The sequence below is a fragment of the Blastococcus sp. URHD0036 genome (assembly GCF_000701365.1).
Classification (GTDB): Bacteria; Actinomycetota; Actinomycetes; order Mycobacteriales; family Geodermatophilaceae; genus Trujillonella.
This window is the reverse complement of sequence record NZ_JNIK01000001.1, coordinates 1-25,557: the sequence shown is the minus strand read 5'-3', so window position 1 is coordinate 25,557 and position 25,557 is coordinate 1. Positions and strand designations below refer to the sequence as shown.

Annotated in this window: 27 protein-coding genes and 1 tRNA gene; 16 read left to right on the top strand and 12 right to left on the bottom strand. The window is 73.8% G+C overall.

Annotated features, from left to right (window positions below; genetic code table 11):
• Positions 1-33 precede the first annotated feature (33 nt).
• Positions 34-300, bottom strand: coding sequence for an aa3-type cytochrome oxidase subunit CtaJ (locus tag N555_RS0100140; protein ID WP_029429477.1), 267 nt, complete (start codon positions 298-300; stop codon positions 34-36).
• 112 nt (positions 301-412) lie between these two features.
• Here N555_RS0100140 and kynU point away from each other — a divergent pair, with 112 nt between their 5' ends.
• Complete coding sequence (kynU, locus tag N555_RS0100135; RefSeq protein ID WP_029429476.1) at positions 413-1,666, top strand: kynureninase; 1,254 nt, start codon at positions 413-415, stop codon at positions 1,664-1,666.
• A gap of 73 nt (positions 1,667-1,739) precedes the next feature.
• On the opposite strand, the gene N555_RS0100130 is transcribed toward kynU, so the two are convergent.
• Positions 1,740-2,603 (bottom strand): SCO6745 family protein, encoded by an 864-nt coding sequence (locus tag N555_RS0100130; RefSeq protein WP_029429475.1) that lies wholly within the window; start codon positions 2,601-2,603, stop codon positions 1,740-1,742.
• Positions 2,600-3,136 (bottom strand): HNH endonuclease, encoded by a 537-nt coding sequence (locus N555_RS0100125; RefSeq protein ID WP_081865886.1) that lies wholly within the window; start codon positions 3,134-3,136, stop codon positions 2,600-2,602. The genes N555_RS0100130 and N555_RS0100125 overlap by 4 nt, the downstream gene beginning before the upstream one ends.
• A gap of 209 nt (positions 3,137-3,345) precedes the next feature.
• Here N555_RS0100125 and N555_RS0100120 point away from each other — a divergent pair, with 209 nt between their 5' ends.
• The 6 genes from N555_RS0100120 (at position 3,346) to N555_RS0100095 (ending at position 11,464) form a co-directional block, all read left to right on the top strand.
• The gene (locus tag N555_RS0100120; RefSeq protein ID WP_029429473.1) at positions 3,346-5,433 is read left to right on the top strand and encodes a prolyl oligopeptidase family serine peptidase; all 2,088 of its coding nucleotides are present in this window, start codon (positions 3,346-3,348) and stop codon (positions 5,431-5,433) included.
• 33 nt (positions 5,434-5,466) lie between these two features.
• Complete coding sequence (locus N555_RS0100115) at positions 5,467-6,480, top strand: mechanosensitive ion channel family protein (RefSeq protein WP_034508064.1); 1,014 nt, start codon at positions 5,467-5,469, stop codon at positions 6,478-6,480.
• Positions 6,477-7,778, top strand: coding sequence for an MFS transporter (locus tag N555_RS0100110; RefSeq protein WP_029429471.1), 1,302 nt, complete (start codon positions 6,477-6,479; stop codon positions 7,776-7,778). Before N555_RS0100115 ends, N555_RS0100110 begins: the two co-directional genes overlap by 4 nt.
• Before the next feature lie 4 nt (positions 7,779-7,782).
• Positions 7,783-8,211 carry a globin gene (locus N555_RS0100105; protein WP_029429470.1) on the top strand — a complete coding sequence of 143 codons (429 nt, stop codon included), beginning with the start codon at positions 7,783-7,785 and terminating at the stop codon, positions 8,209-8,211.
• Between the two features lie 10 nt (positions 8,212-8,221).
• The gene (locus N555_RS0100100) at positions 8,222-9,799 is read left to right on the top strand and encodes a glycoside hydrolase family 13 protein (RefSeq protein ID WP_029429469.1); all 1,578 of its coding nucleotides are present in this window, start codon (positions 8,222-8,224) and stop codon (positions 9,797-9,799) included.
• 144 nt (positions 9,800-9,943) lie between these two features.
• The gene (locus N555_RS0100095; protein ID WP_029429468.1) at positions 9,944-11,464 is read left to right on the top strand and encodes an ATP-binding cassette domain-containing protein; all 1,521 of its coding nucleotides are present in this window, start codon (positions 9,944-9,946) and stop codon (positions 11,462-11,464) included.
• A 174-nt stretch (positions 11,465-11,638) separates the two neighbouring features.
• On the opposite strand, the gene N555_RS0100090 is transcribed toward N555_RS0100095, so the two are convergent.
• Positions 11,639-12,007 (bottom strand): hypothetical protein, encoded by a 369-nt coding sequence (locus N555_RS0100090; RefSeq protein WP_029429467.1) that lies wholly within the window; start codon positions 12,005-12,007, stop codon positions 11,639-11,641.
• Between the two features lie 457 nt (positions 12,008-12,464).
• On the opposite strand from N555_RS0100090, the gene N555_RS0100085 reads away from it, so the two are divergent.
• From N555_RS0100085 to N555_RS0100070, 4 genes are read left to right on the top strand one after another with little or no spacing between them, the layout of a single operon-like run.
• Positions 12,465-13,031, top strand: coding sequence for a biotin transporter BioY (locus N555_RS0100085; protein WP_029429466.1), 567 nt, complete (start codon positions 12,465-12,467; stop codon positions 13,029-13,031).
• A 3-nt stretch (positions 13,032-13,034) separates the two neighbouring features.
• Positions 13,035-13,769 (top strand): energy-coupling factor ABC transporter ATP-binding protein, encoded by a 735-nt coding sequence (locus N555_RS0100080; protein ID WP_081865868.1) that lies wholly within the window; start codon positions 13,035-13,037, stop codon positions 13,767-13,769.
• Positions 13,766-14,410 carry an energy-coupling factor transporter transmembrane component T gene (locus N555_RS0100075; protein WP_029429464.1) on the top strand — a complete coding sequence of 215 codons (645 nt, stop codon included), beginning with the start codon at positions 13,766-13,768 and terminating at the stop codon, positions 14,408-14,410. Before N555_RS0100080 ends, N555_RS0100075 begins: the two co-directional genes overlap by 4 nt.
• Positions 14,407-14,934 (top strand): MOSC domain-containing protein, encoded by a 528-nt coding sequence (locus tag N555_RS0100070; protein ID WP_029429463.1) that lies wholly within the window; start codon positions 14,407-14,409, stop codon positions 14,932-14,934. Before N555_RS0100075 ends, N555_RS0100070 begins: the two co-directional genes overlap by 4 nt.
• Before the next feature lie 6 nt (positions 14,935-14,940).
• Here N555_RS0100070 and arr read toward each other — a convergent pair whose 3' ends face one another.
• Genes arr through N555_RS0100055 form a run of 3 tightly spaced genes read right to left on the bottom strand, consistent with a single transcriptional unit; the run spans position 14,941 to position 17,490 of the window.
• On the bottom strand, positions 14,941-15,351 hold the full coding sequence (gene arr, locus N555_RS0100065) for an NAD(+)--rifampin ADP-ribosyltransferase (RefSeq protein ID WP_029429462.1): 411 nt from the start codon (positions 15,349-15,351) through the stop codon (positions 14,941-14,943).
• 13 nt (positions 15,352-15,364) lie between these two features.
• Entirely contained in the window at positions 15,365-16,495 is a 1,131-nt protein-coding gene (locus tag N555_RS0100060; protein ID WP_029429461.1) for a thiolase family protein, read from the bottom strand.
• On the bottom strand, positions 16,492-17,490 hold the full coding sequence (locus N555_RS0100055; protein ID WP_051683495.1) for an AMP-binding protein: 999 nt from the start codon (positions 17,488-17,490) through the stop codon (positions 16,492-16,494). Before N555_RS0100055 ends, N555_RS0100060 begins: the two co-directional genes overlap by 4 nt.
• A 123-nt stretch (positions 17,491-17,613) precedes the next feature.
• Between N555_RS0100055 and N555_RS0100050 the strand changes: the two genes are divergently transcribed.
• Positions 17,614-18,366, top strand: a complete 753-nt coding sequence (locus tag N555_RS0100050; protein WP_029429459.1) for an MBL fold metallo-hydrolase — start codon at positions 17,614-17,616, stop codon at positions 18,364-18,366.
• 104 nt (positions 18,367-18,470) lie between these two features.
• Positions 18,471-18,911 carry a YccF domain-containing protein gene (locus N555_RS0100045; protein WP_231502544.1) on the top strand — a complete coding sequence of 147 codons (441 nt, stop codon included), beginning with the start codon at positions 18,471-18,473 and terminating at the stop codon, positions 18,909-18,911.
• Between the two features lie 9 nt (positions 18,912-18,920).
• Here N555_RS0100045 and N555_RS0100040 read toward each other — a convergent pair whose 3' ends face one another.
• From N555_RS0100040 to N555_RS0100025, 4 genes are all read right to left on the bottom strand, one after another.
• Positions 18,921-19,337: an acyl-CoA thioesterase gene (locus tag N555_RS0100040; protein ID WP_029429457.1), complete on the bottom strand. Its 417-nt coding sequence runs from the start codon at positions 19,335-19,337 to the stop codon at positions 18,921-18,923.
• A 53-nt stretch (positions 19,338-19,390) separates the two neighbouring features.
• Positions 19,391-21,061, bottom strand: a complete 1,671-nt coding sequence (ettA, locus tag N555_RS0100035) for an energy-dependent translational throttle protein EttA (RefSeq protein ID WP_029429456.1) — start codon at positions 21,059-21,061, stop codon at positions 19,391-19,393.
• Positions 21,062-21,164: 103 nt separating this feature from the next.
• Positions 21,165-21,704: a single-stranded DNA-binding protein gene (ssb, locus tag N555_RS0100030; protein ID WP_051683494.1), complete on the bottom strand. Its 540-nt coding sequence runs from the start codon at positions 21,702-21,704 to the stop codon at positions 21,165-21,167.
• Between the two features lie 142 nt (positions 21,705-21,846).
• A complete protein-coding gene (locus tag N555_RS0100025; protein ID WP_029429454.1) occupies positions 21,847-22,254 on the bottom strand; it encodes a DUF6221 family protein in 408 nt (135 codons plus the stop codon).
• 43 nt (positions 22,255-22,297) lie between these two features.
• Here N555_RS0100025 and N555_RS0100020 point away from each other — a divergent pair.
• Positions 22,298-22,370 (top strand) — tRNA-Arg (locus N555_RS0100020).
• Between the two features lie 341 nt (positions 22,371-22,711).
• On the opposite strand, the gene N555_RS0100015 is transcribed toward N555_RS0100020, so the two are convergent.
• Positions 22,712-23,608 (bottom strand): hypothetical protein, encoded by an 897-nt coding sequence (locus tag N555_RS0100015; RefSeq protein ID WP_029429453.1) that lies wholly within the window; start codon positions 23,606-23,608, stop codon positions 22,712-22,714.
• A 724-nt stretch (positions 23,609-24,332) separates the two neighbouring features.
• On the opposite strand from N555_RS0100015, the gene N555_RS0100010 reads away from it, so the two are divergent.
• On the top strand, positions 24,333-24,779 hold the full coding sequence (locus N555_RS0100010) for a hypothetical protein (RefSeq protein ID WP_029429452.1): 447 nt from the start codon (positions 24,333-24,335) through the stop codon (positions 24,777-24,779).
• A 311-nt stretch (positions 24,780-25,090) separates the two neighbouring features.
• Positions 25,091-25,557: nucleoside-diphosphate sugar epimerase/dehydratase (locus N555_RS0100005; RefSeq protein ID WP_369793995.1), on the top strand; the 467-nt coding region annotated here is incomplete at its 3' end.

Here is a 25,557-nt window from a genome sequence, read left to right as displayed (position 1 = left end):
ACGGTTCGGGTGGGGGTGGTCATGGGGCCGGGGTCACCAGGTCCCGCGGGCGCCGCCGAGCGGGCCGGCGGAGGTGGCGGTCGAGTGGCCGGCCGTGAGGGCGTGCGCCCCGCCGTGGCCCCCGTCGTGCGCGCTGCCCGTCGGGTGCGGCTCCCACCAGACCGGCGGGTACTCCCACTGCTGACCCGGCTTGTAGCGGGCCTTGCGGGCACGCCCGGGGAGCAGCGTCAGCGCGGCGAACAGCAGGATGATCGCAAGCGGGATGCCCGCGAAGACGAGGATGGTCTCGACGGTGCTCACGGCCGACAACCTACCGGCAGCCCCGGGCTTCCACGCGCCCGTGTCCCGGCACGGCGCCCGGTACCCCGGGGATCTCGCACGCGGGAGTCCCCGGGGTCTGTAGACAGGGGACGTGGACCTCACCCGCGCGGCCGCCGAGGCGCTGGACGCCGCCGATCCCCTCGCCGCGTTCCGCGACCGGTTCGTCGTCGCCGACGAGTCCCTGCTCTACCTCGACGGCAACTCGCTGGGCCGGCTGCCGCGGGATACCCCGGCAGCCCTCGCCCGGGTCGCCGAGGAGCAGTGGGGCCGCGGCCTGATCGGCTCCTGGTCGTCGTGGATCGGGCAGGCGACCGAGGTGGGGGACCTCATCGGCACCGGCGTGCTCGGCGCCGGGCCCGGGCAGGTCCTGGTCGGCGACTCGACCTCGGTCGACCTCTACAAGCTGCTGGTCGCCGGTGCCGACGCCCGTCCCGGCCGCGACGTCCTGGTCTGCTGCGCCGACGACTTCCCCACCGACCGCTACCTCGTCGCGGGAGTGGCCGCGGCGCGCGGCATGGAGGTCCGCGAGATCCCGGCGCACATCGACGAGGGCCTCGACCCCGAGGTGCTGGCCGCCGCGCTGGACGAGCGGGTCGCGGTCGTCGTCCTCTCGGCGGTGGCCTACCGGTCCGGCGCCCTGCCCGACCTCACCGCGGTCACCCGGCTGGTGCACGACGCCGGCGCGCTGGTCCTCTGGGACCTCTCGCACGCGGCGGGGGCCGTCCCGGTCGAGCTCGATGCGATCGGTGCCGACCTCGCGGTGGGGTGCACCTACAAGTACCTGAACGGCGGCCCCGGCGCCCCGGCGTTCCTCTACGTGCGGCGCGAGCTGCAGGACGAGCTGCGGCAGCCGATCTGGGGGTGGTTCGGCCAGCGCGACCAGTTCGAGATGGGTCCGGTCTACGACCCGGCGCCGGGGATCGAGCGGTTCGGCGTGGGGACGCCGCCCGTGCTGGCCACGGCCGCGGTCGAGGTGGGCGCGCGGCTGGTGGCCGAGGCCGGCATCGAGGCGCTGGCGGCCAAGGGGCGGGCGCTGACCGACCTCGTGGTGGCGCTGGCCGACGCGGAGCTGGCCCCGCACGGCGTCGTCCTCGCCTCGCCGCGGGACGCCACCCGCCGGGGCTCGCACGTCAGCCTGGCCCACCCGCAGGCCTGGCAGATCACCCAGGCGCTGGTCGACCGCGGCGTCGTCCCGGACTTCCGGACGCCGGACCGGGTGCGGCTGGGTCCGGCGCCGATCTACACCCGGTTCGTCGACGTCTGGGACGCGATGGAGCGCTTCCGCGCCGTCCTCGCCGAGAGCGCCCACGAGGCGTACCCGACCGAGCGCTCCCGCGTCACCTGAGCTCCGCCGAGGCATAGGAAGCGATCCCCACGTCTCCCGCCTGAGGACGTGGGGATTGCTTCCTATGCCTCACTCAGGAGGGGTCGGGGGCGCCGATGGGGTTGCCGGTCGGCCAGTCCCCCGCCGCGACGACGGCCCGGCGGACGGGCACCAGCAGCGCCGCGAGCCGGTCGCAGCCGACGTCGCCGAGCGCCTGCCACGGGCCCAGCGCCAGACGGTCGGTGTCGGCCTCGACCGCGGTGACGGCCGACAGCCCCTCCGCGGTCAGCCCGTCGCCGTCGAGCCACCCGCGGTCGCTCAGCGCGGCGACGGCGTCGTCCCACTCCGGCTCGCTCCACCCGCGGGCCCGCAGCAGCCACGCGCGGTCGGTGCGGCCGGCCGCGACGGCGAGCACGTTGGCCTGCAGCCCGGAGATGCCGCGCTGCACCAGCGCGACGGTGTGCCCGTCCCCGCGGTGCTCCCGCAGCGTGGTGAGCGCCTGCCACAGGGCCAGGTGCGCCCGGTCGGGCACCGGGAGTCCGGCGTTCGCCGCGGCGAGCGGCCGGCCCGGCACGTCCACGGCGGCCGCGGCGGTCCCGGCGAGGGCGGCTGCCTCCGCGGCCTCGGCGGAGTCCGGCCACTCCTCCCCCAGCACCCGCCGCACCGCCGCGTCGATCCCGGCGAGCCGGGCGGTCAGGGCCTCCGCGGGCGACACCGCGTCCCACACCCCCGGGACCCACCGCCGCACGAACGACGGCGCGAACCCGACGAAGGTCGCCGTCACGACCTCGGGACCCACCGGGCCCAGGGGCGCTGCACGCATCGCGAAGTAGCCGGACCAGAAGCCGCGCAGGCCCGCGGCATCACCCGCCGCCACCACCTCGGCGGCGAAGTAGGCGAGCGCGTGCAAGGGCTCGCCGAGCGCCCACAGCCGCCGCGCCGTCGCCGGGGACGTCACGCGCTGACGCTGTCGGCGAGGCCGAGCCACTCCCGCCAGCGGGGGTCCACGGTCCGGTGGCCGAGCAGCCGCCAGGCCGCACCGCTCGGGGTGTGCGGCGGGTGCGGCAGCTTCCAGCCCATCTCGGCCAGCGATCGGTCGGCCTTGGTGTGGTTGCACCGGCGGCAGGCGGCGACCACGTTGTCCCAGGTGTGGGTGCCCCCGCGGCTGCGCGGCACGACGTGGTCGATGCTCGTCGCCGAGCTGCCGCAGTAGACGCAGGTCTGCCCGTCGCGGGTGAAGACCGCGCGGCGTGACAGGGGCACCTGCGCCGGGTAGGGCACCCGGACGTAGCGGGTCAGCCGGACGACGACCGGCACCGGGACCGTGACCGACTCGGCGTGCACGAGCTCGGCCGAGGCGTCGACCGAGACCGCCTTCTCGGCGAGCACGAGCACGATCGCCCGCCGGCTGGACACGACGCACAGCGGCTCGTAGGTCGCGTTCAGGAGCAGGGTGGCCGCGGCGGTCCCGCGGCCGGGCACGGGTGTCAGCGGTAAGTGGACCGGGTCGCGGCGCGGGCCCGGCTGGCTCGCGGACGACGACCCGTTGACGGCACGCGGCACGGGGCACCTCCAGCGCCGCGGGACGTGCCGCTGGGTGCTGCACGACCCACGGGTAGGCCCATCATGGCGCGAAACGGGGCCGGAGCGCTCGTGGGATGCGTCTCGGGCCACCACGCGGGAGAACTACCGTGGACGGGGTGCGCTATCCCGAGGCCCCGCGGCTGGACCTGATCGAGGACCTGCACGGCACCGCCGTCGCCGATCCCTACCGCTGGCTGGAGGACGTCGAGGACCACCGCACCCGCGCGTGGACCGACGCCCAGGACGCCCTCACCGCCACCGCACTCGCCGCCCTGCCGCTGCGGGCGCGGTTCGCCGAGCGGCTCGAGCAGCTGGTGCACGCCGGCGCGGTCGGCGTCCCGGCGCACCGCGGCGGGCGGGCCTTCTCCACCCGCCGCGACCCCGGTCAGGAGCACGCCGTCCTCCGGGTGCGCGAGCCCGACGGCACCGTGCGCGTGCTCGTCGACCCCATGGCGATCGACCCCGCCGGCACCACCACGCTCGACGCCTGGTCGCCGTCGTGGGAGGGCGACCGGCTGGCCTACCAGCTGTCGACCGGCGGCGACGAGGAGTCGCGGCTGTACGTCCTCGACGTCGCCACCGGCGAGCAGCTCGACGGCCCGGTCGACCGCTGCCGCTACTCCCCCGTCGCCTGGCTGCCCGGCGGCGAGGAGCTGTTCTACGTCCGCCGCCTCGCCCCCGACCAGGTGCCGGCCGGCGAGGAGCAGTTCCACCGCCGGGTCTGGCGCCACCGGGTGGGCGCCGACCCCGGCACCGACGCGCTCGTCCACGGCGAGGGTCTGGACCCGACCAACTACTACGGCGTGCACACCAGCCGGGACGGCCGCTGGCTGGTCGTCTCCGCCTCCGCCGGCACCGCCCCGCGCGACGACGTGTGGCTCGCCGACCTGAGTGCGGCCGGCGAGCTGCGCGAGCTGCAGGTCGGCGTCGACGCGCAGACCTCCGCGTGGGTCGCCCGCGACGGCCGGCTGTGGCTGCTCAGCGACCGCGGCACCCCGCGCCGGCGGCTGGCGGTCGCCGACCCGGAGGACGCCGCGACCTGGGCGCCGGAGGCGTGGACCGACGTCGTCCCCCAGCAGGAGGACGGCGTCCTGTCCGACGTCGCGCTCGTCGACGGGCCGGACGGCGCCCTCCAGGTGCTCGCCGTCCACTCGGTCGACGCGACCGACCGGCTGTCGGTCTGGGCCGCGGACGGCACGGGGAAGCAGCACGACGTGACGGCCCTGCCGCCGGGCAGCGTCTCCGGCGTCAGCTCCCGGCCCGAGGGAGGGACGACGGCCTGGGTCGGCTACACCGACTACGCCACCCCGCCGTCGGTGCTGCGCTGGGAGGCCACCGACCCGACCGCCCTGGCGGAGCACGAGCGGGCACCCGTCGCCGGCGCCGTCCCGGACGTGACCGTCGTCGAGACGCACGCGACGTCGGCGGACGGGACGCCGGTGCACCTCTTCGTCCTGTCGGGCACCGGCCGGCCGGACACCCCGCGACCGACCGTCCTCTACGGCTACGGCGGCTTCAACGTCTCCCTCACCCCGGCCTACTCGGCGCAGGCGCTGTCCTGGGTCGCGGCCGGCGGGGTCTGGGTGGTCGCCAACCTGCGCGGCGGCTCCGAGCACGGCGAGGAGTGGCACCGGGCCGGCATGCGCGAGCGCAAGCAGAACGTGTTCGACGACTTCGCGGCCGCCGGTGAGCACCTGGTCGCCGAGGGCTGGACGACGCCGGCGCAGCTGGCCGTCTTCGGCGGGTCCAACGGCGGCCTGCTGGTCGGCGCGACGCTGACCCAGCGGCCCGACCTGGTCGCGGCCGTCGTCTGCAGCGCGCCGCTGCTGGACATGGTCCGGTACGAGCGCTTCGGGCTGGGCCGGACCTGGAACGACGAGTACGGCACCGCCGACGACCCGGTCGAGCTGGGCTGGCTGCTGGGCTACTCGCCGTACCACGCCGTCCGCGAGGGGACGGCGTACCCGGCGGTCCTCTTCACGACCTTCGAGAGCGACACCCGAGTGGACCCGCTGCACGCCCGCAAGCTCGCCGCCGCCCTGCAGCACGCCACCACCGCCGACGCGCCGGTGCTGCTGCGCCGGGAGATCTCGGTCGGGCACGGCGCCCGGGCGGTCAGCCGGACGGTCGGCCTGGCGGCGGACCAGCTGGCGTTCCTCGCCCAGCACACCGGATTCCCGGACGGATCCGGCATCCAAGGCTGACGTGGGCCGCGACGCCTGAGACCATGGACGGTGATGAGCAGTTCACTGTCCGTGGTCGCCGCCGTCGAGAGCGGCAGCACGGAACTCCCTGAGTGCGTCACCGACGCGGGCTCGCTGTGCGCCCGCGTCTACGACCTGTTCGGCGTCGACTGGCTCGCCGCGAACGCGGACGCCCTGATCGCCAAGCCGGCACGGATCCTGCTGATCGTCGTGCTGGCCGTGGTCACCCGGCTGCTCCTGCACCGCGGGATCCGCCGGCTCACCACCCGAACGGCGACCGGGTCGATGGCGACGATCCTGCGGCCGTGGCAGAACCGGGCCCGGGGTGCCGACCCGGACGGCGTGGAGACGATCGCCGAGCGCCGCACGCAGCGGGCGGCGGCGATCAGCTCGGTGCTGCGCAGCTTCTCGTCGTTCGTCGTCCTGGGCATCGCCGTCGTCCTCGTGCTCGGCGAGCTGGGCGTGAACCTGGCGCCGATCATCGCCAGCGCCGGCGTCGTGGGCGTGGCCCTCGGCTTCGGGGCGCAGAACCTGGTCAAGGACTTCATCGCCGGGATCGGGATCATCCTCGAGGACCAGTACGGCGTCGGGGACGTCGTCGACCTGGGCGAGGCCATCGGCACCGTGGAGGCCGTGGGGCTGCGGATCACCCGGCTCCGGGACTCCCACGGGGTGGTCTGGTACGTCCGCAACGGCGAGGTGCTCCGGGTCGGCAACAAGAGCCAGGGCTTCGCCCAGGTCGTCATCGACATGCCCGTCGCCCACGACACCGACCTCGACACCTGCCGCGCCGTGATGCAGGAGGTCGCCGACGCCATGTACGCCCAGCCGGAGTGGGCCGACGTGCTGCTGGCCGAGCCCGAGTCCCTGGGCGTGGAGCAGATCACCGCCCAGGGGGTCGTCATGCGCGTGCAGGTCCGCAGCACGAACGCCGACCAGTGGCGCGTCGCCCGGGAGCTGCGGCTCCGGCTGAGCGAGCGGTTCGCCCTCGAGGGGATCCGCACGCCCACCCCCGCCCTGGGCTCCGTACCCGCGGCCCCGCGGTGAGCGACGGTCCCCCGGCCGCCACGCCGGTGCGCCAGGCCACCTACCGCGAGGTCTTCTCCGTCGCGGAGTTCCGGCCGCTGTTCGGGACCTTCCTGCTCTCCACGATCGGTGACCAGCTGGCCCGGGTCGCCCTCACCGTGCTCGTCTACGAGCGGACCGACTCCCCGCTGCTGAGCGCCGTCACCTTCGCGATCAGCTACCTGCCCTGGCTGATCGGCGGGCCGGTGCTGGCCACCCTCGCCGACCGGCTGCCCCGGCACCGCGTGCTCATCGCCAGCGACGCCGCGCGTGCCGTGCTGCTGGTCGGGATGGCCGTGCCCGGGACCCCGCTCGCGGTCCTGCTGGTGCTGCTGCTGCTCGTGTCGCTGTTCGCCCCGCCGTTCGAGTCGGCCCGGTCCGCGCTCGTCGCCGACGTGCTGACCGGCGACCGCTACGCCGTCGCCACCTCGCTGACCAGCGTCAGCTCGCAGATGTCGCAGGTGGTCGGTTTCGCGCTCGGCGGCACGCTGGTGTGGGCGCTGCACCCGTCCTGGGTGCTGCTCCTGGACGCCGCCACCTTCGCGGTCTCGGCGCTGTGGCTGAACGCCCGCCTCCAGCGCCGCCCCGCCCCCGTCCCCGAGGACGACGGCCGCCGCTCGGTGTGGCAGGACGCCGGCGAGGGCATGCGGCTGATCGCCCGGACCCCCCGGCTGCTCACCATCGTGGTGCTGGTCTGGGTCGGTGTGATGTTCGCCAACGCCGCCGAGGGCATCGCCGCGCCCCTCGTGGACGAGATCGGTGGCGGCGCCACCGGGGTCGGGCTCCTCCTCGCCGCCAACCCGCTGGGCGTGACGGTCGGCGGGCTGCTGCTCGGCCGGCTGGTGCCCCCGCTGTGGCGGGACCGCCTGGTGCCCGCCCTCGTGCTCGTCTCGCTGGTCCCCGTCCTGGCCGCCGGGCTCGTCGCGATGTGGGCGCCCCCGGGGGCCGGCACCTTCGCCGTCGTCCTGGCCTGCATGTTCGTGGCCGGTGTCGGCGGCGCCTGGACGATCCCGCTCAACGTCACCTTCGTCCAGGAGGTGCCGCGGGCCTTCCGCGGGCGCGCCGTGGGCGTGGCCGTCAGCGGCCTCTACGGCGTCCAGGGGCTGGGCGCGCTGGGCGCCGGCCTGGCCGCCGAGGGGCTGGACCCCAGCGGCGTGGTGGCCCTCATCGGGGGCCTCGGCGTCCTCGCCGTCCTGCCGCCGCTGCTGTCGTGGGTGCGGCTGCAGGCGGCCGCCCGGGCGGCCGCCGTGGCGGCGACCCCCGTCCCTGCGGGACCATGACACCGTGAGCGAGCCGAGTCCCACCCTGCCCTCGGCGCGCGCCTTCTACGACGAGGTGGGCGGAGCGCCGACCTTCGACCGGCTGGTGTCGCGGTTCTACGCCGGCGTCCGCACCGACCCCGTCCTCGCGCCGCTGTACCCCCAGGACGACTGGGAGGGCGCCGAGACCCGGCTGCGGATGTTCCTCGAGCAGTACTGGGGCGGGCCCACCACCTACTCCCAGGAGCGCGGCCACCCGAGGCTGCGGATGCGGCACGCGCCGTTCGCGATCGGGCCGGCCGAGCGCGACGCGTGGCTGTCGAACATGCGCGACGCCGTGGACTCACTCGAGCTGACCCCCGCCCAGAACGCCACCCTCTGGGGCTACCTGGAGATGGCGGCGCGCAGCATGCAGAACCGTTGGCCCGACGACGCCCCTGGCGATCTCTCCTGAGCGGAGCCCGATGACCCCGGCCCCCTTCCGCGCGACCGGGCCCGACTGGTGGCGCGACGCGGTCTTCTACCAGGTCTACATCCGCAGCTTCGCCGACGGGAACGGCGACGGCGTCGGTGACCTGGCCGGCATCCGGTCGCGGCTGCCCCACCTGGTCGACCTCGGCGTCGACGCCCTGTGGATCACGCCGTTCTACCCCTCGCCCATGGCCGACCACGGGTACGACGTCGCCGATCCGCGCGACGTCGAACCGGTCTTCGGCGACCTCGCCGAGTTCGACGCCCTGCTGGCCGAGGCCCACGCCGCGGGGCTCCGGGTCACCGTCGACCTGGTGCCCAACCACAGCTCGCACGCCCACGAGTGGTTCGAGGCGGCACTGGCGGCCGCCCCCGGTTCGGCCGAGCGGGCGCGCTACCTCTTCCGCGACGGCCGCGGCCCCGACGGCGTCGAGCCGCCGAACAACTGGCCCTCGGTGTTCGGCGGACCGGCCTGGTCCCGCGTGCCCGACGGCCAGTGGTACCTGCACCTGTTCGCGCCGGAGCAGCCCGACCTGGACTTCACCAACCCCGAGGTGCTCGCCGACCTCGAGGAGACCATGCACTTCTGGCTGCACCGGGGGGTCGACGGCTTCCGCATCGACGTCGCCCACGGGATGGCCAAGCCCGAGGGTCTGCCGGACATGGTCCCGATGGAGGACACCGGCCTGCTCGCCGACCACGGGCCCGGCGACCACCGCTTCGACCACGACTCGGTGCACGAGGTGCACCGCCGGATCCGCCGGGTGCTCGACGGCTACCCCGACCGGATGGCCGTCGGCGAGGTGTGGGTCTCCGACGACGACCGGCTCGCCCAGTACCTGCGCCCCGACGAGCTGCAGCTGGCGTTCAACTTCAAGCTGCTGACGGCGGAGTGGGACGCCGGCGCGCTGCGGACGGCGATCGACCACTCGCTGGCCACCGTGCAGGGGACCCCGGCGCCGGCGTGCTGGGTGCTCTCCAACCACGACCGCCCGCGGCACGTCACTCGTTACAGCGACGGTAACGCCGACGGCACCCGCCGGGCTCGGGCAGCGGCTCTGCTGCAGCTCGCCCTGCCCGGGGTGGCCTACCTCTACAACGGCGACGAGCTGGGCATGCCCGACGTCGACCTGCCCGACGAGGCGCTGCAGGACCCGATCTGGGAGCGGTCCAGGCACACCGAGCGGGGGCGCGACGCCTGCCGGATCCCCGTGCCGTGGTCGGGCGCCGCGCCCTCGTACGGCTTCTCCGCGCGGCCGGACACCTGGCTGCCGATGCCCGAGGGCTGGGCGCCGCTGACCGTCGAGGCCCAGGCCGCGGACGACGCTTCGATGCTGTCGCTGTACCGACGTGCACTGGCGCTGCGGCGGACCCTGCCGGGAGGTGGCGGCGTCGAGTGGCTGCCCGCCCCCGAGGGCGTCCTGGCCTTCCGCCGTCCGGGCCTGGTGTGCCTGGTCAACCTCTCGGGCGCGGCCGTGCCGCTGCCCGAGGGCGAGGTCCTGCTGGCCTCCGGCGAGGTCTCCGCCGGCACCGTGCCGGTCGACACCGCGGTCTGGCTGACGGCCGGCTGACGCGGCGGCCCGCGACTCGCCGGTCGAGGGGCGCCCTCGGGCCGCGCAGATAGAATCCGCTGGGTATCGAGGCGTCACGGGGGACGCTCCACCATCGGTCGACCGGCTCGCGCCGGAACCTGTCCCGGGGAGGCCCACCACTCCATGGCGCTGCTGCAGGTCGAGGGGCTGACCAGGTCCTTCGGGGCACGCCGGGTGCTGCGGGACGTCTCGTTCACCGTCGACGAGGGCGAGATCGTCGGCCTGGTCGGCACCAACGGCGCGGGGAAGTCGACGCTCGGCGACATCGTCGCCGGGATCACCGCGCCCGACTCCGGCCGGATGACCCTCCAGGGGCACGGCTACGCGCCGCTGTCGGCCGAGGACGCCCGGCTCCTGGGCGTGGGGGCCGTCGAGCAGCTCATCCGGATCGACCCCCAGCTGACCGTCGCGCAGGCCGTCTTCCGGGGCACCGACGCGGCGCGGCGTCCGCAGGCGGAGCTGCGCCGGCAGGCCCAGGTGCTCCTGACCGAGGTCGCGCTCGACCTGAGTCCCGACGTGCTCGTCGGCGAGCTCCCGCACTTCGTCCACGGGCTGGTCGAGGTGGCCCGCATGCTGGCCGAGGACACCCGGCTGGTCGTGCTCGACGAGGTGTCGGCCGCGCTGCTGCCCGACGAGGTGGCCGGGCTGCACGCCGTCGCCGACCGCCTGCGCCGCCAGGGCCGCGGCGTCCTCTACATCAGCCACCGGCTGCCCGAGATGCTCGAGCTGGTCGACCGGGTGCTCGTCCTGCGGGAGGGCCGCATCGCCCTCGACGCCCCCAGTGCGTCCCTGGACCCGGACCGCCTGGCCGCCGCGACGGTGGGGGGCGCGGCACCGGTGCCGGCCCCGCGCGTCGAGCCTCGGCCCGAACGGGCTGCCCAGAGCCAGGCCCCCACCCGTCCGGACCCCGCCGACGGCGAGGTCGTGCTGCAGATCCGCAACCTGCGGGTCCCCGGGTACGTCGACGGCGTGGACCTCGACCTGCGCCGCGGCGAGATCATCGGGCTCACCGGGCACCGCTCCTCCGGCGTCCGTGAGCTGGCCGGGGCGCTGTCCGGCGAGATGCCGGCCATCACCGACCAGGTGGTCCTCCACGGCGAGCCGCAGTCCACGCCCTCACCGCAGCCCGCGCCCGTCCTGCGGCTGCCGGCCTACAGCCCCGACGAGGACGCCTACGGGGTCGACCCGGGCGAGACCATCGCCCGGACGCTCACCGACGAGCCGTGGGGCGCGCTGACCGACCTGCGCACCGAGATCGCCCAACTGCGAGGCGTGATCAAGACGGTGCACAGCCTGGACGTGAAGACGCTGAGCATCCGCACCGTGTTCGGCGCGCTGTCCGGCGGCGACCAGCACAAGCTCGCGCTCGCGCGCTGGATGGCCTCGGCGGAGGACGTCGTCGTCGTGCACGAGCCCACCCGGGGCCTCGACGTCCGGGCCCGGCAGCAGGTCCGCGAGCTGCTGGCCGAGGCGACCGCGCACGGCACCTCGGTGGTCGTGGTCTCGGTGGACCCCGACGAGCTCGCCGAGTGCTGCGACCGCGTCGGCATCGTGTCCGGAGGCCGGGTGACCCGCTGGATCGAGACGCACGACCGTTCCCTGGACGCCGTCCGCGACTCGATCCTGGCGGCGGCAGCCGCGTGAGTCACACAGCGGCGGCAGCCGCGTGAGTCGCACAGCGGCCGCCGCCGCCTGAGGGCCGGCCGCGCCGGGTCCCCCCGTCCCCGACGCGACCGCCCGCACCGCCGTCCCCCGTCCGGCCGGTGCGGATCCGCGGCGTCGCCCGCCCCCCCGGCCGGGCGACGCCGCGCAGGCGGGTCAGACGTTCACGGCCCCCGCGATGGACCGCAGCTTGTGCCGGGCCAGCGCCAGGTTCGCGGTGACGCGGTTGAGCACGAGGTAGATGAACAGGCCGGCGTTGCCCTGGCCCTTGAGCACGTTGATGAGGTGGTACTGCCCCTGCAGGGTGATCAGGATGTCCTCGACCTCGTCCTTGAGCTCCAGGTCGGAGATGGTGCGCAGCTTGGCGCGCACGACGTTCGAGTTGCCGGCGGCCGCCACGTTCAGGTCGAAGCCGGGGGTGCCGCCGGCCGCGAGGGCCATGCCGCTCTCGATGTCGACGATGGCGGCGCCGCTGGCGCCCTCGATCGAGAGCAGGTCGGCGATGACGTTGTCGAGTTGTGCCACGGGGAGTGCTCCTGTCGTTCGTGGTGCGGGACGCAGCGCGGTGCTGCGCTCCGGGTCGGGGGGTGACCCGGGGCCGGGCGGGCCGGCCGTCCGGACCTCGTCGACGACGGGCGGCGCAGGGGCGCGCGGGCTCGGGACGGGGACGGCGGGTGCCTGGTCCGGCGGGCGCCGCTGCGACGACCCGTCGTCTCCCGTGGTGCGCCCCCGCCCCCACAGCGACGCCCACCACCCGGTTGCCATGCCTGTTCCGCCTTCGCCGAGAGGCTCGGATCTCCAGACAACACGAGGTCCGGAGGGCCCGGCAAACCGAGATCGGTATCCGCTGGTGAGGCGAGCGTCACCGTGGGCGACCGACGGACGGCGTCCCGGCGGAGGCCTCCGGATGCCCGCGGGGTAGCTTCCCGCGGGGGATCCGGCCGTCGACGGGACGGCCACAGATCTGCACGAGGAGCCGTACGTGAAGAGCCGGGACCTGGCCTACATCGCCCTCTTCGCCGCGATCATCGCGGTCCTGGGACTGCTCCCGGCCGTCTACCCGCTCGGCTCCACCGTGCCGATCACCGCGCAGACGCTCGGCGTGATGCTGGCCGGCTCCGTCCTCGGCGCCCGTCGCGGCGCCCTGGCGGTCCTGACGTTCCTCGTCGTCGTCGCCGTCGGCGTCCCGGCGCTGTCGGGTGGCCGCGGTGGGCTGGCCGTCTTCGCCGGCCCGTCGGCCGGCTACCTGTACAGCTGGCCGATCGCCGCCTTCGTCATCGGCGTGCTGACCCAGCTCACCTGGCGGCGGTTCAACCTCGCCTGGGCGATGGTGGCCAACCTGGTGGGCGGGGTCGCCGTCATCTACGCCATCGGCATCCCGTTCGTGACCGTCTACACCGACGCCTCGCTCACCGCCGCCGCGTCGTCGGCGGTGTCGTTCATCCCCGGCGACATCGTCAAGGCCGTGGTGGCGTCGGTCGTGGCCGTCGCGGTGGCCAAGGCCTACCCGGTGATCGAGCTGCCCCGCCGGCGGCCGGCGGCGGGCTGACCCGTGCGGTGGGGACGGCGCGCGGCCTCGGACACTCCGGCCGCCGCGGACGTCCAGCGGACGGCGATCGAGCTCACCGGCGTCTCCCACGAGTACGGCGAGCGGCCGGTCCTGCGCGACCTCACCCTGACCCTGGCCGAGTCCCGCGTGGGCGTGGTGGGCGCCAACGGCTCGGGCAAGAGCACGTTCGCCCGGCTGCTCAACGGCCTCGTCGTCCCGACCGCCGGCACCGTCCGGATCGACGGGCTGGACACCCGATCCCAGCTGCGGGAGGTCCGCCGCCGGGTCGGCTTCGTGTTCCAGGACCCCGACGCGCAGATCGTGCTGCCCACCGTCGCCGAGGACGCCGAGTTCGGGCTCACCAACCTCGGGATCCCGGCCGAGGAGCGCGCGCGGCAGGTCGAGGAGGTGCTGGTCCGCTACGGCCTGGCCGGGCACCGCGACCACCCCGCGCACCTGCTCAGCGGCGGGCAGAAGCAGCTGCTGGCCATCGCCGGGGTCCTCGTCATGCAGCCCCGGCGGGTGGTGTTCGACGAGCCGACGACGCTGCTGGACCTCGCGAACGTCCGCCGCGTCGCCCGCGTCATCGACGAGCTGGAGCAGGACGTCGTCGTCGTCACCCACCACCTCGACCTGCTGGCCGGCTTCGACCGCGTGCTGGTCTTCGAGGACGGCCGGGTGGTCGCCGACGGCGCGCCCGCGGAGACCGTCCGCTGGTACACGGAGCGCATGTCGTGACGGTCTCCCTGTACGTGCCGCTCGCCAGCCCCGTGCACCGCGCGCCGGCCGGCCTGAAGCTGGGGCTGCTCGCGGCGCTGGCAGTGGCGCTCTTCGTCGTCGACCGGCCGGAGGTCGTGGGCGCGGCGCTGGTCGTCGTCGTCGCCGTCGGCCTGCTCGTCGCCCGGCTGCCGGCCCGGTCGCTGTGGGCGCAGGTGAGGCCGGTCTGGCCATGGCTGGTCCTGCTGCTGCTCTTCCACGGCGTGTTCACCGACTGGCGCACCGGGGCGGTGACGACCCTGCGGCTGCTCGCTCTGGTGGTGGCCGCCGCGGTGGTGACGTCGTCGACCCGGGTGACCGAGCTGGTCGCGGTCGTGGAGTGGCTGGCCCGGCCGCTGGCGGTGTTCGGCGTCCGGCCGGCGCGGGTGGGGCTGGTCATCGCCATGACGCTGCGGTTCATCCCCCTGATCGCCGAGCGGGCGCACCGGATCCGCGAGGCGCAGGCCGCGCGCGGGGCGGCCCGGATGCGCTGGGGCATCCTCGTGCCGCTGCTGATCCAGGTGCTGCGGCTGGCGACCACCCTCGGCGAGGCCCTGGACGCCCGCGGCGCCGACGCCCCCGTGACACCGCCCCGCCGCCGTGCCGGAGCATCGACGTCGTGACCGGGACGCTGCTGGAGATCTGGACGACGTCGGCGGCCGCGCAGCCCATGCGCCGGCTGACCGACGGGCAGCTGGTCGCCGGAGCCGGGCTGGAGGGCGACCGCTACGCCCTCGGCGGGGGCACCTGGGCCGAGTACCCGGACCTGGAGAAGCAGCTCACGCTGATCGACGCCGACGACGTCGCCGCGGTCGCCGCCGGGACCCGGAGCGCGCTCACGCCCGGGGACACCCGCCGCAACCTCGTCACGCGGGGCATCGCCCTCCCGCAGCTGGTGGGCCGCTGGTTCGCCGTCGGCGACGCCCTGCTGTTCGGGATGAAGCGCTGCCCGCCCTGCACGCACCTGGAGCGGCTCACCGGCACGCGGCTGATCAAGTCGATGGCCTACCGCGGCGGGGTCAACGCCGCCGTGTTCGTCGGCGCGCCGATCGCCGAGGGTGCCGTCGTCCGCCTGGTGGACGACGACGAGGCCGCCCGGCTCGGGGCGCCGACCGGAGCCGACCGGCCGGTGCCGCGCCAGGTCTGAGCGCGCTCAGTCCTCGATGACGTCCAGGCCCTGCTCGCGCAGCCGCTCCAGGCCGTCGAGCATCGCCTGCAGCGCCTCCGGTGGATGGGGCTCCCACTCCTCGAGCTCGCCCATGACCCGCAGCGGGGACCGGGTCCGGTAGGACCGCGTGGGGTTGCCGGGGAACTTCTTGTCGGTCACGTTGGGGTCGTCCTCGAACTCGCCCAGCGGTTCCACGACGTAGATGCGGCCCCGGTCCGCCCGGCCGGCCAGCGCGGACGCCAGCTGCGCGCCCCAGGCGGCCGTGCTCACCAGCGACGTGAAGTAGACGTTGTTCGACACCCGGCCGGCCTGGAAGTTCGAGCCGTGGCCGGGCACGAGCTCGTCCCCGGCGCGGAACTCGCCCTTGGTGCCGTGGAAGAACGGTCCCTCCGCCATCGTGCGCTCCCCCTCAGCAGGTCTCGACGACCATCGCCACGCCCTGGCCACCGCCGACGGCGATGGCGGCCAACCCCGTGCGGCCGGCGCCGCCGCGGACCAGCTGACTGAACAGCCGGACGGCGAGCACGGCACCCGAGGCTCCCCACGGGTGGCCGAGCGCCAGCGCCCCACCCTCGCGGCACACCCGCTCCGGGTCCAGCTCCAGCTCGGCGCAGCAGGCGAGCACCTGGCCGGCGAAGGCCTCGTTGAACTCGACCACGTCGACGTCGTCGAGCCCGAGCCCGGCGCGGTCGAGGGCCTGCCGCGCCGCGGCGACGATCCCCAGCCCGGGGCGGCGGGGGTCGACGCCCGCGGTGGCCGTGGCGAGGACGCGCAGTCCGGGGACGCCGAGCTCGCGGTGCGTGCCGGCGTCGACGACGGTGACTGCCGCGGCGCCGTCGTTGATCCCGCACGAGTTGCCGACGGTCACCGCGCCACCGGGTTCGAAGGCACTGCGCAGGCGGCCCAGCCGCTCCACGGTGAGGGTGGCGCGGGGGCGCTCGTCGGCGTCGAGTCCGGCGACGGGGACGAGCTCGGCGGCGAACCCCCCGGCCTGCTGGGTGGCGACCGCGCGGGCGTGGGAGCGGGCGGCGTAGGCGTCCTGCGCCACGCGGTCGATCCCGGCCTCGCGGGCGACCAGCTCGGCGGCCGGCCCCATGTCGGGGTCGCCGACGTCGGCGGGGGCGAACGGGGCCCGCTCGTAGCGCACCGGCGCGGCGTCGCCGCGCGGCGGCCACATCCGCCAGGGCGCGGTCGAGGCGGACTCCACCCCGCCGGCGAGCACGGCGCCGGTCTCCCCCGCCCGCAGCTGGGCGACCGCGAGCACGATCGCCGCGAGGCCACTGCCGCACTGCCGGTCGACGGTCAGCCCCGGCACGGTCACCGGCAGGCCGGCCTGCAGAGCGGCGACGCGGGCGACGTCGCCTCCGGGGCCCATGCAGTTGCCGAGCACGACCTCGCGGAGGGGGACGTCGCCGAGGCTCCCGGCCAGGTCGGCGATCACCGCGGCGGCGAGGTCGGCCGCTGTGCAGCCGGCGAGGGCGTGGCCCGCGGTCCCGATCGGGGTGCGGCGGGCGGCCACGATGACCGGGGCGCCCGTCACGGTGTGCCCGCCGGTGCCAGCCGGCCATCGGCGGCGAGCTCGGCCACCGCCGCGCGGTCGACCTTGCCGGTCGCGGTCACCGGCAGCTGCGGCAGCGCGAACCACCGCCGGGGGCGCTGGGCCGGGTCGAGGGTCGTCCGGGCCGCCTCCCGCGCACGGGGCAGCGCGGCCGGGTCGGTGAGGACGGCGGCGACGAGGGCACCCAGCCGGGGGTGCGGGAGGCCGACCACCAGCACGTCGGACCCGATCGCCCGGCGCAGCGCCGCCTCGACCTCGCCGACGAGCACGGTGGCCCCGCCGGTGACCACGGCGTCCGAACCCCGGCCGGTGACGGTGAGTACGCCGTCGGCCAGCCGGCCGCGGTCGCCGACGGTGGCGGCGCCGTCCGCCGCCACGACGAAGGGCCCCTCCCCCTCGGCGTACCCGCGGGACAGGAACGGCGAGCGGGCCCAGATGCGGCCGTCGCGGATGTCGACGGCGACGTCGGGGAACGGCCGCAGGTCCTCCTCATCGGTGCCCCAGGCGACGAAGGAGAGCTCCGCGGCGCCGTAGTAGTGGGCGGTGGTGGCGCCGGCGGCGCGGGCCCGGGTCGCGAGGTCGCGGGTCAGTCGGTCCCCGGCGACGACGACCGTGCGGTCGGCCAGGTCGGTGCCGCTCCGCAGTTCCGCGGTGAGCGCGGCCGGGGTGAGGTGCAGGTGCGTCGCGTCGCGGGGCTCGTCGACGAGCGTCGCGCCGACGGACCGGGCGTGGACGGCGGCGAAGAGGTTCATCGTGGCCGCGAGGGGGCCGGGCACGCAGACGCGGGCGGCGCCGTCGATCCCGGTCAGCGCGGAGACGTGCGTGAAGGAGTCGGCCCAGGAGGCGGCGGTGCGGACGACGACGCGGGGGCGGTCGGTGGTGCCGGAGGTCCGCAGTGCCAGGAGGCCGCCCCGGTCGCAGGCGTCGAGCACCGCGGCCACCGGGTCCGCGGCCGCGGTGACGTCCGTGGGCAGCACGGGCGGAAGGGTACGGCGCCGGTTCCCGGCCGGCCGCGGGCCGCGGTGCGGAAGACCCTGTGCTGGCTCTCAGCGGCGCGGAACACTCTGGCTCCTCATCCGCCGGTCGAGGAGAGGCAGCCCGTGGACACCACCGTCACCGAGGTCGCGCCGGACGTGTACCGGCTGTCGACGTACGTGCCCGATGCCGACTTCCAGTTCAACCAGTACCTGGTCGCGGGCGCGGAGCCGCTGCTGTTCCACACCGGGCCGCGCGCGATGTTCCCCCTCGTCGCGGAGGCGGTGGCCCGGGTGCTGCCGGTCGAGGAGCTCCGGTGGATCACCTTCGGGCACGTCGAGGCCGACGAGTGCGGGTCGATGAACGCCTGGCTGGCCGCGGCGCCGCGCGCCGAGGTCGCGCACGGGGCCATGGGCTGTGTCGTGCAGGTCGGCGACCTGGCCGACCGGCCGCCCCGGCCCCTGGCCGACGGGGAGGTCATCGACGTCGGGGATCGGCGGCTCCGTCACATCGACACCCCGCACGTGCCGCACGGGTGGGACGCCGGCGTGCTGTTCGAGGAGACCACCGGCACCCTGCTGTGCGGCGACCTGTTCACCGCCTTCGGCGCGGGTCCGGCGGTCACCGAGGCGGACGTGGTCGGGCCGGCCCTGCAGGCGGAGGACCTCTTCCGCGCCACCTGCCTCACCCCGGGCACCGCGCCGGCCATCCGCGCACTGGCGGACCTCCGTCCGGCCACCCTGGGGCTCATGCACGGGCCGGCGTTCGCCGGGGACTGCGAGCAGGCGCTGCGGGACCTCGCCGACGCCTACGACGAGCGACTGGGTGCCGAGGGGATGCGCATGCACGGTGCCGTGCCGCCGCCGGCGGGCGGCTGACCCCCGGTCCACGTCCCTCCCGGCACGCTCGGGCTCTGCCCAGCATGCTGGGCAGAGCCCGAGCGCCGCCGGAACCACCCCCCACCCCTGCTCGTGGAGTCTCCGTGGACCTGCTGCGCTTCCTGCTGAACGTCGTCTGGCTGGTCCTGCAGGGGTGGCTGCTCGCCCTGGCCTACCTGCTGGCCGGCGTGCTCGCCTGCCTGCTGGTGGTGACCATCCCGTTCGGCATCGCCGCGTTCCGGCTCGCCTTCTTCGTCCTGTGGCCGTTCGGCCGGACGACGGTGCGCACCCCCGGCGCGGGCGTGGCCTCCGCCATCGGCAACGTGCTGTGGTTCGTGGTCGCCGGATGGTGGCTCGCCGTCATCCACGTGCTCAGCGGCATCGCCTTCTGCGTGACGATCGTCGGCATCCCGTTCGGGATCGCGTCGTTCAAGCTGGCCGCCGTCGGGCTGTTCCCGCTGGGCAAGCGGGTCGTGGAGACGGCGCCGCCGCGCGACTGGATGCACGCGGGCGGGAGCGTGGCCCAGAGCGGGTACGCCCGCTGAGGGAGGCGGTCAGGCGGTCGCGGGCTCGTCCGCCCAGCGGGCGAGGAACTCCTTCTCCTCGGCGGTGAGCCGGCGCGGCCGGGCGATGTCGAAGTCGTAGGGCACGAGCAGGGTGCTGCCGGTGACCGCCAGCCGGTCGCCGTCGTGGACCTCGTAGTGGCAGGTGAAGGCGGCGGCACGGACGTTCGACACCCAGATCTGCACGTCCAGGGGCCGGGCGGTGTAGACCACCGGCAGCTTGTAGCTGATCTCGTGCGAGGCGACGACCGTTCCGCGGCGCAGCCCGGTGCGCTCCTCCAGCGAGGCGCGCTCGAAGAACAGGTCGACGCGCGCCATCTCGAAGTACTGCAGGAAGACGACGTTGTTGACGTGCCCGTAGGCGTCCATGTCCGACCAGCGCATGGGGACCTGCACGGTGTGTCTCACGCGGTCACCCTGCCGCACCCGGCCGGAGCGCGATGCTCCGGCCGGGTCCTCGATCAGTCGCGGGACAGCTTGCGGTAGGTCGCCCGGTGCGGACGGGCCGCCTCCGGGCCGAGCCGCTCGACCTTGTTCTTCTCGTAGTCTTCGAAGTTGCCCTCGAACCAGAACCACTTCGAGTCGCCCTCGTAGGCGAGGATGTGCGTCGCCACCCGGTCGAGGAACCACCGGTCGTGGCTGACCACCACGGCGCAGCCGGGGAACTCCAGCAGCGCGCTCTCGAGGCTGGTGAGCGTCTCGACGTCGAGGTCGTTGGTCGGCTCGTCGAGCAGCAGCAGGTTGCCGCCCTGCTTCAGCGTCAGCGCCAGGTTCAACCGGTTGCGCTCACCGCCGGAGAGCACGCCGGCCGGCTTCTGCTGGTCCGGGCCCTTGAAGCCGAACGCGGCGACGTAGGCGCGCGAGGGCATCTCGACGTTGCCGACCTTGATGTGGTCCAGCCCGTCGGAGACGACGTCCCACAGCGTCTTCTTGGGGTCGATGCCGCTGCGGTTCTGCTCGACGTAGGAGAGCTTGACGGTCTCGCCGACCTTGATCTCACCGTCGTCGGGCTTCTCCTCGCCGACCAGCATCTTGAACAGCGTCGTCTTGCCCGCGCCGTTCGGGCCGACGACACCGACGATGCCGTTGCGCGGCAGCGTGAACGACAGGTCGTCGATCAGCACCCGGTCGCCGAAGCCCTTGGTGAGCTTGCGGCTGTCGACCACGACGTTGCCCAGCCGCGGGCCCGGCGGGATCTGGATCTCCTCGAAGTCGAGCTTGCGGAACTTGTCGGCCTCCGCGGCCATCTCCTCGTAGCGGGCGAGTCGGGCCTTGCTCTTGGCCTGGCGGGCCTTCGCGCCCGACCGCACCCACTCCAGCTCGTCGGCGAGGCGCTTCTGCCGCTTCGCGTCCTTGGCACCCTCGACCTTGAGGCGGGTGGCCTTGGTCTCCAGGTAGGTGGAGTAGTTGCCCTCGTAGGGGTAGGCCCGGCCGCGGTCGAGCTCGAGGATCCACTGGGCCACGTTGTCGAGGAAGTACCGGTCGTGGGTGACGGCGACGACGGTGCCGGCGTACTTCTCGAGGTGCTGCTCCAGCCACGCCACGCTCTCGGCGTCGAGGTGGTTGGTGGGCTCGTCGAGCAGCAGCAGGTCGGGCGCCTCGAGCAGCAGCTTGCACAGCGCGACGCGGCGGCGCTCACCACCGGACAGGACCGTGACGTCGGCGTCACCCGGCGGGCAGCGCAGCGCGTCCATCGCCTGCTCGATGCGGGCGTCGAGCTCCCAGCCGTCGTTCTGCTCGATGACCTCCATGAGCTCGCCCTGCTCGGCCATGAGCGCGTCGAAGTCGGCGTCGGGCTCCCCCATCGCCGCGCTGACCTCCTCGAAGCGCGTCAGGGCGTCGCGCAGGGGCTTCACGGCCTCCTCGACGTTGCCGCGGACGTCGAGCTCCTCGTTGAGCTTCGGCTCCTGCATGAGGATGCCGACCGTGGCGTCGGGCGCCAGCATGACGTCGCCGTTCGAGGGCTTGTCGAGCCCGGCCATGATCTTGAGGACGGTGGACTTCCCCGCGCCGTTGGGGCCGACGACACCGATCTTCGCGCCGGGCAGGAACGACAGGGTGACGTCGTCCAGGATCACCTTGTCGCCGTGCGCCTTGCGCGTGCGGACCATCGTGTAGATGTACTGAGCCACTGGGCCGAAGAGCCTTCCGTCGGGTGCGCGAGGAGGCGGGCGGGACCGGCCGGACCGGCCCCGCCCCCTACGTTCTCGCCTCGATCCTCCCAGCTGCCGGCGGCTAGTGGAGAGCCGGTTCCGGGAGCTCGTGGTCGAGGTCCACCGAGTGCAACGCCCCGGAGCCGTCCACGTAGTCCTCGCTGGTCGGCGGCTCGGACGACGACTCGGCGAAGGGCGACTCCTCCGAGTCGGGCCGCTGATCCGCCGACGGGTCGGCGGAGCCCTCCTCGTCACGGGGCGCCCGCGCCGGGCGGTGGTACTCCGCCCACCCCCAGCGGAGGTCCGGGCCGACCGCGTCGGCACGGATCTGCGAGGTGCTGCCGCGGCCGTTCTGCGACTCGTAGTCACGGGTCCACAGCCGGCCGACGACCACGACGGAGTCGCCCTTGCTGATGCTGCGGACGACGTTGCCGCCCAGGTCGCCCCAGCACTCGACGTCGGACCAGAAGGTCTCGCCGTCGACCCAGTCCTGGGTGTTCCGGTCGAACCGGCGGGAGGTGGAGGCGATGCGGAAGTTCACGACGCTGCTGCCGCTGTCCAGCCGGGCGAGGCGGGGCGGGCTGGCGACGCGGCCCACCACGGTGATGTCGGTGTCGGGCACGGGTTCTCCTCGGGTCAGTGCGCCGGTGCGGCGCGACCGGCTCCGTGCCGGCCTGGCCCCGACCCTGCGACCGCGCGACCCGCGTGCCCACGGCTCCCGAGGATCTGTGGACGACCCCGGAGGCTGTGGAGGACCGACCGCGTCAGGGGCGCCACTCCTCGCGGTAGTCGGGGTGGTCGGCGTAGACGACGGCGAGGCTGCGCAGGACCGGCTCGCGCACGGCGTCGTCGGTGGCGACGGCGTCCACGACCTGCCGCTTCGCCCGGCACTCGGCGATCACCCGGGTCGGGTGCCACGCCGCGATGTGCTCGGCGTCGCGGCCCCGGACCCGGAGCATCGAGTTCTGGTTGCTGCCCAGCACCACCGTGGGGGCCTCGAAGGACTGCCCCTCCACCCAGTGCCGCGCCGTCGCGCCGGTCGACTCCAGGAAGGCGGGCAGCCCGCCGCGCCCGGTGAACCACCGCCACGGGCCGGCGGTCGAGCCGCGGGCGGTGTTCTCGTCCTCGGTGATGCGGGCGAGCAGGAAGTCAGCCAGGTCCACGACGGTCATGCTGCCCTGCTCCCCGTGGGGCGGGTGCGATGATCGGCCGCGAGCGCCCGTAGCTCAGCGGATAGAGCAGGTGCCTTCTAAGCACTTGGCCGCAGGTTCGAGTCCTGCCGGGCGCGCCTCATAAGCCTCTCACCAGCGGAAAGCGAAGAGAACCGCTCCAGAGTCGTCAAGGGCAGCGGCACGCCTCCGTGCGCTTGACCGGACGCTCCCCGAGCTCGCGCCTAACCAAATCGCCAAGCACAGCGCTCAGTAGGCAGATAACCAGTGGCCGCGTCATTGACCTAAGCGTTCCTCCCGGTTCGCCCACGCAGTGGTGCTAGCAGGCCGCCCGGTGCACCCTTCTGAACCTGAAGGGTGGTCGTACCGAGCATCGGTATCGACCCGCACGTCGGAGTGTTCAACGGCCACTAGCATGGAACCCGCTACAGGCTCAGGGATCGCTTCGCGGTCATGGCCGTCACGGTCTGTCGAGCGACGCGAAGACCTGTTGGCTAACGCTCGCCGATCCGGCGACGACGGCAACCGCGTCCGCTCGCGTGGGTACGAAATCCCGGACCGCGGGATCCGTGTGAAGGCACGCGCTTGCAAGATTGAACAGTGCATCGATGACGCTGTGGATGCGCTGCAGAGGGTCGCGCTCCTTGACGTCCTTCGGAAGCGGCGTTGCCGCCTGGCTCAGTCCCCGAAGGAGTTCGAGAGCCTTCCGGGCCTCAGCGAAGGACCCGAAGTAGTCGCCGCCCTCAATCCTTTGTCGAGCTTGCTTGAGGTGTCGAACGACGTCCGCCCGCTGCGGGTTCGGCTCGACCGCGGCGATCGGCACGACGACGACCACCTCGACGCCGCGTTCCCATCTCTCGAGGACAGCGCCCCACTCGTGCTGGGTCACCGCGAGCCGATCTTGCGCAGTCCAGGTCGGGCTGGTCGCGTAGTGCACCGGCGCTCTTGGCCCGGTGGCTTCACCACGATCGACAAGCAGGACGGAGGTGTCGAGCATCAACGAGAAGTCCCTGCCCTGACGCCGATCCTCAAGGCCCTCAATGATGGCGGGGGTCATCGGGACGAACACCTCCACATCCCACGTCGCCTCGTCAGCCGGCGCAGGGTTGGACTGGACGTGATGCTGTCGTACCCAGTTGAGCACCCACGACTTCGGCGCCGTCGTCCCGAGATAGGCGTAGGTGCCAGCGATATCCCAAGCAGTCACCTCGACGGTGACCTGTGCGACCGCGCCGATGCCGTAACCCCTCGCCGCCAGCCTGCCTTTGAGCGCGAGCTCCGGCGCCAAACCTGGCCGCGCGCCGATGCCGCTCCAGTCCAGACGGAGGCTGCCATCGCCGAAGAGTCCCGAGTTCATCGCTCCATCTTCGTCGCCCAACCGGGTCAGCCGTAGGGCGCTCAGCGGACGGAGCGCTGCGGTTCTGTCCGACCCTCCGCTTACGGTCGCCCTAGACCATGCCAAACGAGGCCCAGGCGGCCGGGTCAATCGCTTGCTGTACCGGACCCGCACGCGGCGCGTGTACCGACCCGCTGATGCCGGACCCGCTACGGCCGCGTGGCGCCCGAGCCGGCGCGCTGGGGTTCTCCGCCGATCACGGCTGGCACACGATTGACGCGGCATCCGACTGGTTCTGCGACCTGCTAGCCGAGCTCGGCTAAGAAGCAGGGCAGCCCAGGCGGCTACCTGAAGCACCACCGGATGGCGCGGTCGCACCGCCCACGGGAGCTGCAGCGCGTTTCGCACCCGCCATGCCCCGGCGGGGCCATGCGCTCGGTCGTTGCCCGACCGCCCCCCTCCCCAAATTTGCCGCTCGGCCCCCGACGACGGGTCCGCCTGCAACGAACGTCACGGCCGTCATCGCGGTCGCCGCGAGCATCTTCGCCTGGGGACGGCTGAGAGAGGCGCGACACCTCCGCCTTGACCGAGCGCAGCCCTACGTCGTCTGCCACGCCGAGCCGACACCTGGTCACGACCAGTCGGTCGACATCGTCATCCACCACTTCGGGACCCGGCGGTTCCCCTCTCGAGACCGGAGGGCGTCCTGTGTCTCGTACTGAGACGGAGTCGTTAGCGTGGCCGAGTGGCGACAACTCCAGAGGAGTGGCTTGAGGCCCAAGCGGACCGCGTCTTGACGCGTCAGCGGGCGCAGGCGGACAACGCCAAGCTCATCGCCACCTTTGCAGCCGCGATCGCAGGCGGCCTGGTGGCATCGGCTCTACAGGCTGGCTCCCAGCCCTCCCGCGGGGACTGGCTGGCGAGCTGGGCACTTGGGTTGACCTTCGTGCTGACCCTGGGGGTCATGGTACTCGACCGGATGGAGGAGCCAGATCACCGGCAGGTCTTGGAGCGGGCGGCCTTGGCGACTTGGACCGATGATCACCGTCTCTTCGAGCTTCGATGCACAGCTATCGCAGCGTGCAACCTCAACGAGCGAACTCTCAGATTGATCAAGATGGCCATGTGGTCGCAGCTCACTGCGGCGGTGTTCACTGGAGTGTTAGCGACGCTCTCCATGCTGCTGAGCTGAGGGAGGAGGTTTCGATGAGTGGCGAACCGATGACCCGAGTAATTGGCTGGGGACCGTTTGCGCTGCGAGGAGAGCGCCGGCGCAGGCAAGAGGCTAGTCATCGTGCCCACGACGCCCTTCTGCTGGCGCGCGGGTCGGTTGATGGTCAGGGGAGCCCCATCCCTGTCGAGTGGGGCGATGAACGAGGCTCTAAGACAGCCCCATCGGAGGATGAGTCGGAGACTGCAGATCAACTGCGACCCGCCCCACGATTGCTTCGCCACCGACTTCCTCGACTTTCAGAACTCGCGTTCCCTCTGATCCGCGTCGTGATGCTCGGGGCCGACATGGCATGCCTGCTGGCAGGCCTAGTCTTGGCCGTCATCGTCTACAACGACGGCGCGGTTGACCCCATCAATGCCAAGGGCCTGCTGATCTCGATGGGCCTGGCGATCCTGGTGTTCCCGATCGCCTCGCGAACGCTGCGGTTGCACCAGGGCCGCTACGCGATCGGCAGCGCCGACGAGCTCAAGAGCCTGGCCATCGCGGGAGGGCTGACCGCCCTCGCCGTCCTGGCCGTGGTTGCCGCCGCGGGGACGCCACGGCTGCTGCCGTTGGGCGTGCCGCCGATCGCCGCGGTCCTGTCGCTGATGTTGATGACCGGGATCCGGTTCGCGATCCGCAGCCAGCGCGAGGGTGCCGTTCGACCCCGTGCGGGCCAGCGCACGCTCGTGTTCGGCGCGGGCAACGCCGGCGAGCAGCTGATCCGCTCCATGCTCGCCGATCCGTCCAGCCCGTT

Excerpts from the sequence above, each read along its gene's own strand:
- N555_RS0100115 (WP_034508064.1), top strand. The coding sequence starts at position 5,467 with ATGAGCAGTTCACTGTCCGTGGTCGCCGCCGTCGAGAGCGGCAGCACG.
- N555_RS0100100 (WP_029429469.1), top strand. The coding sequence starts at position 8,222 with ATGACCCCGGCCCCCTTCCGCGCGACCGGGCCCGACTGGTGGCGCGAC.
- N555_RS0100095 (WP_029429468.1), top strand. The coding sequence starts at position 9,944 with ATGGCGCTGCTGCAGGTCGAGGGGCTGACCAGGTCCTTCGGGGCACGC.
- arr (WP_029429462.1), bottom strand. The coding sequence starts at position 15,351 with ATGGCGGAGGGACCGTTCTTCCACGGCACCAAGGGCGAGTTCCGCGCC.
- N555_RS0100025 (WP_029429454.1), bottom strand. The coding sequence starts at position 22,254 with ATGACCGTCGTGGACCTGGCTGACTTCCTGCTCGCCCGCATCACCGAG.
- N555_RS0100015 (WP_029429453.1), bottom strand. The coding sequence starts at position 23,608 with ATGAACTCGGGACTCTTCGGCGATGGCAGCCTCCGTCTGGACTGGAGC.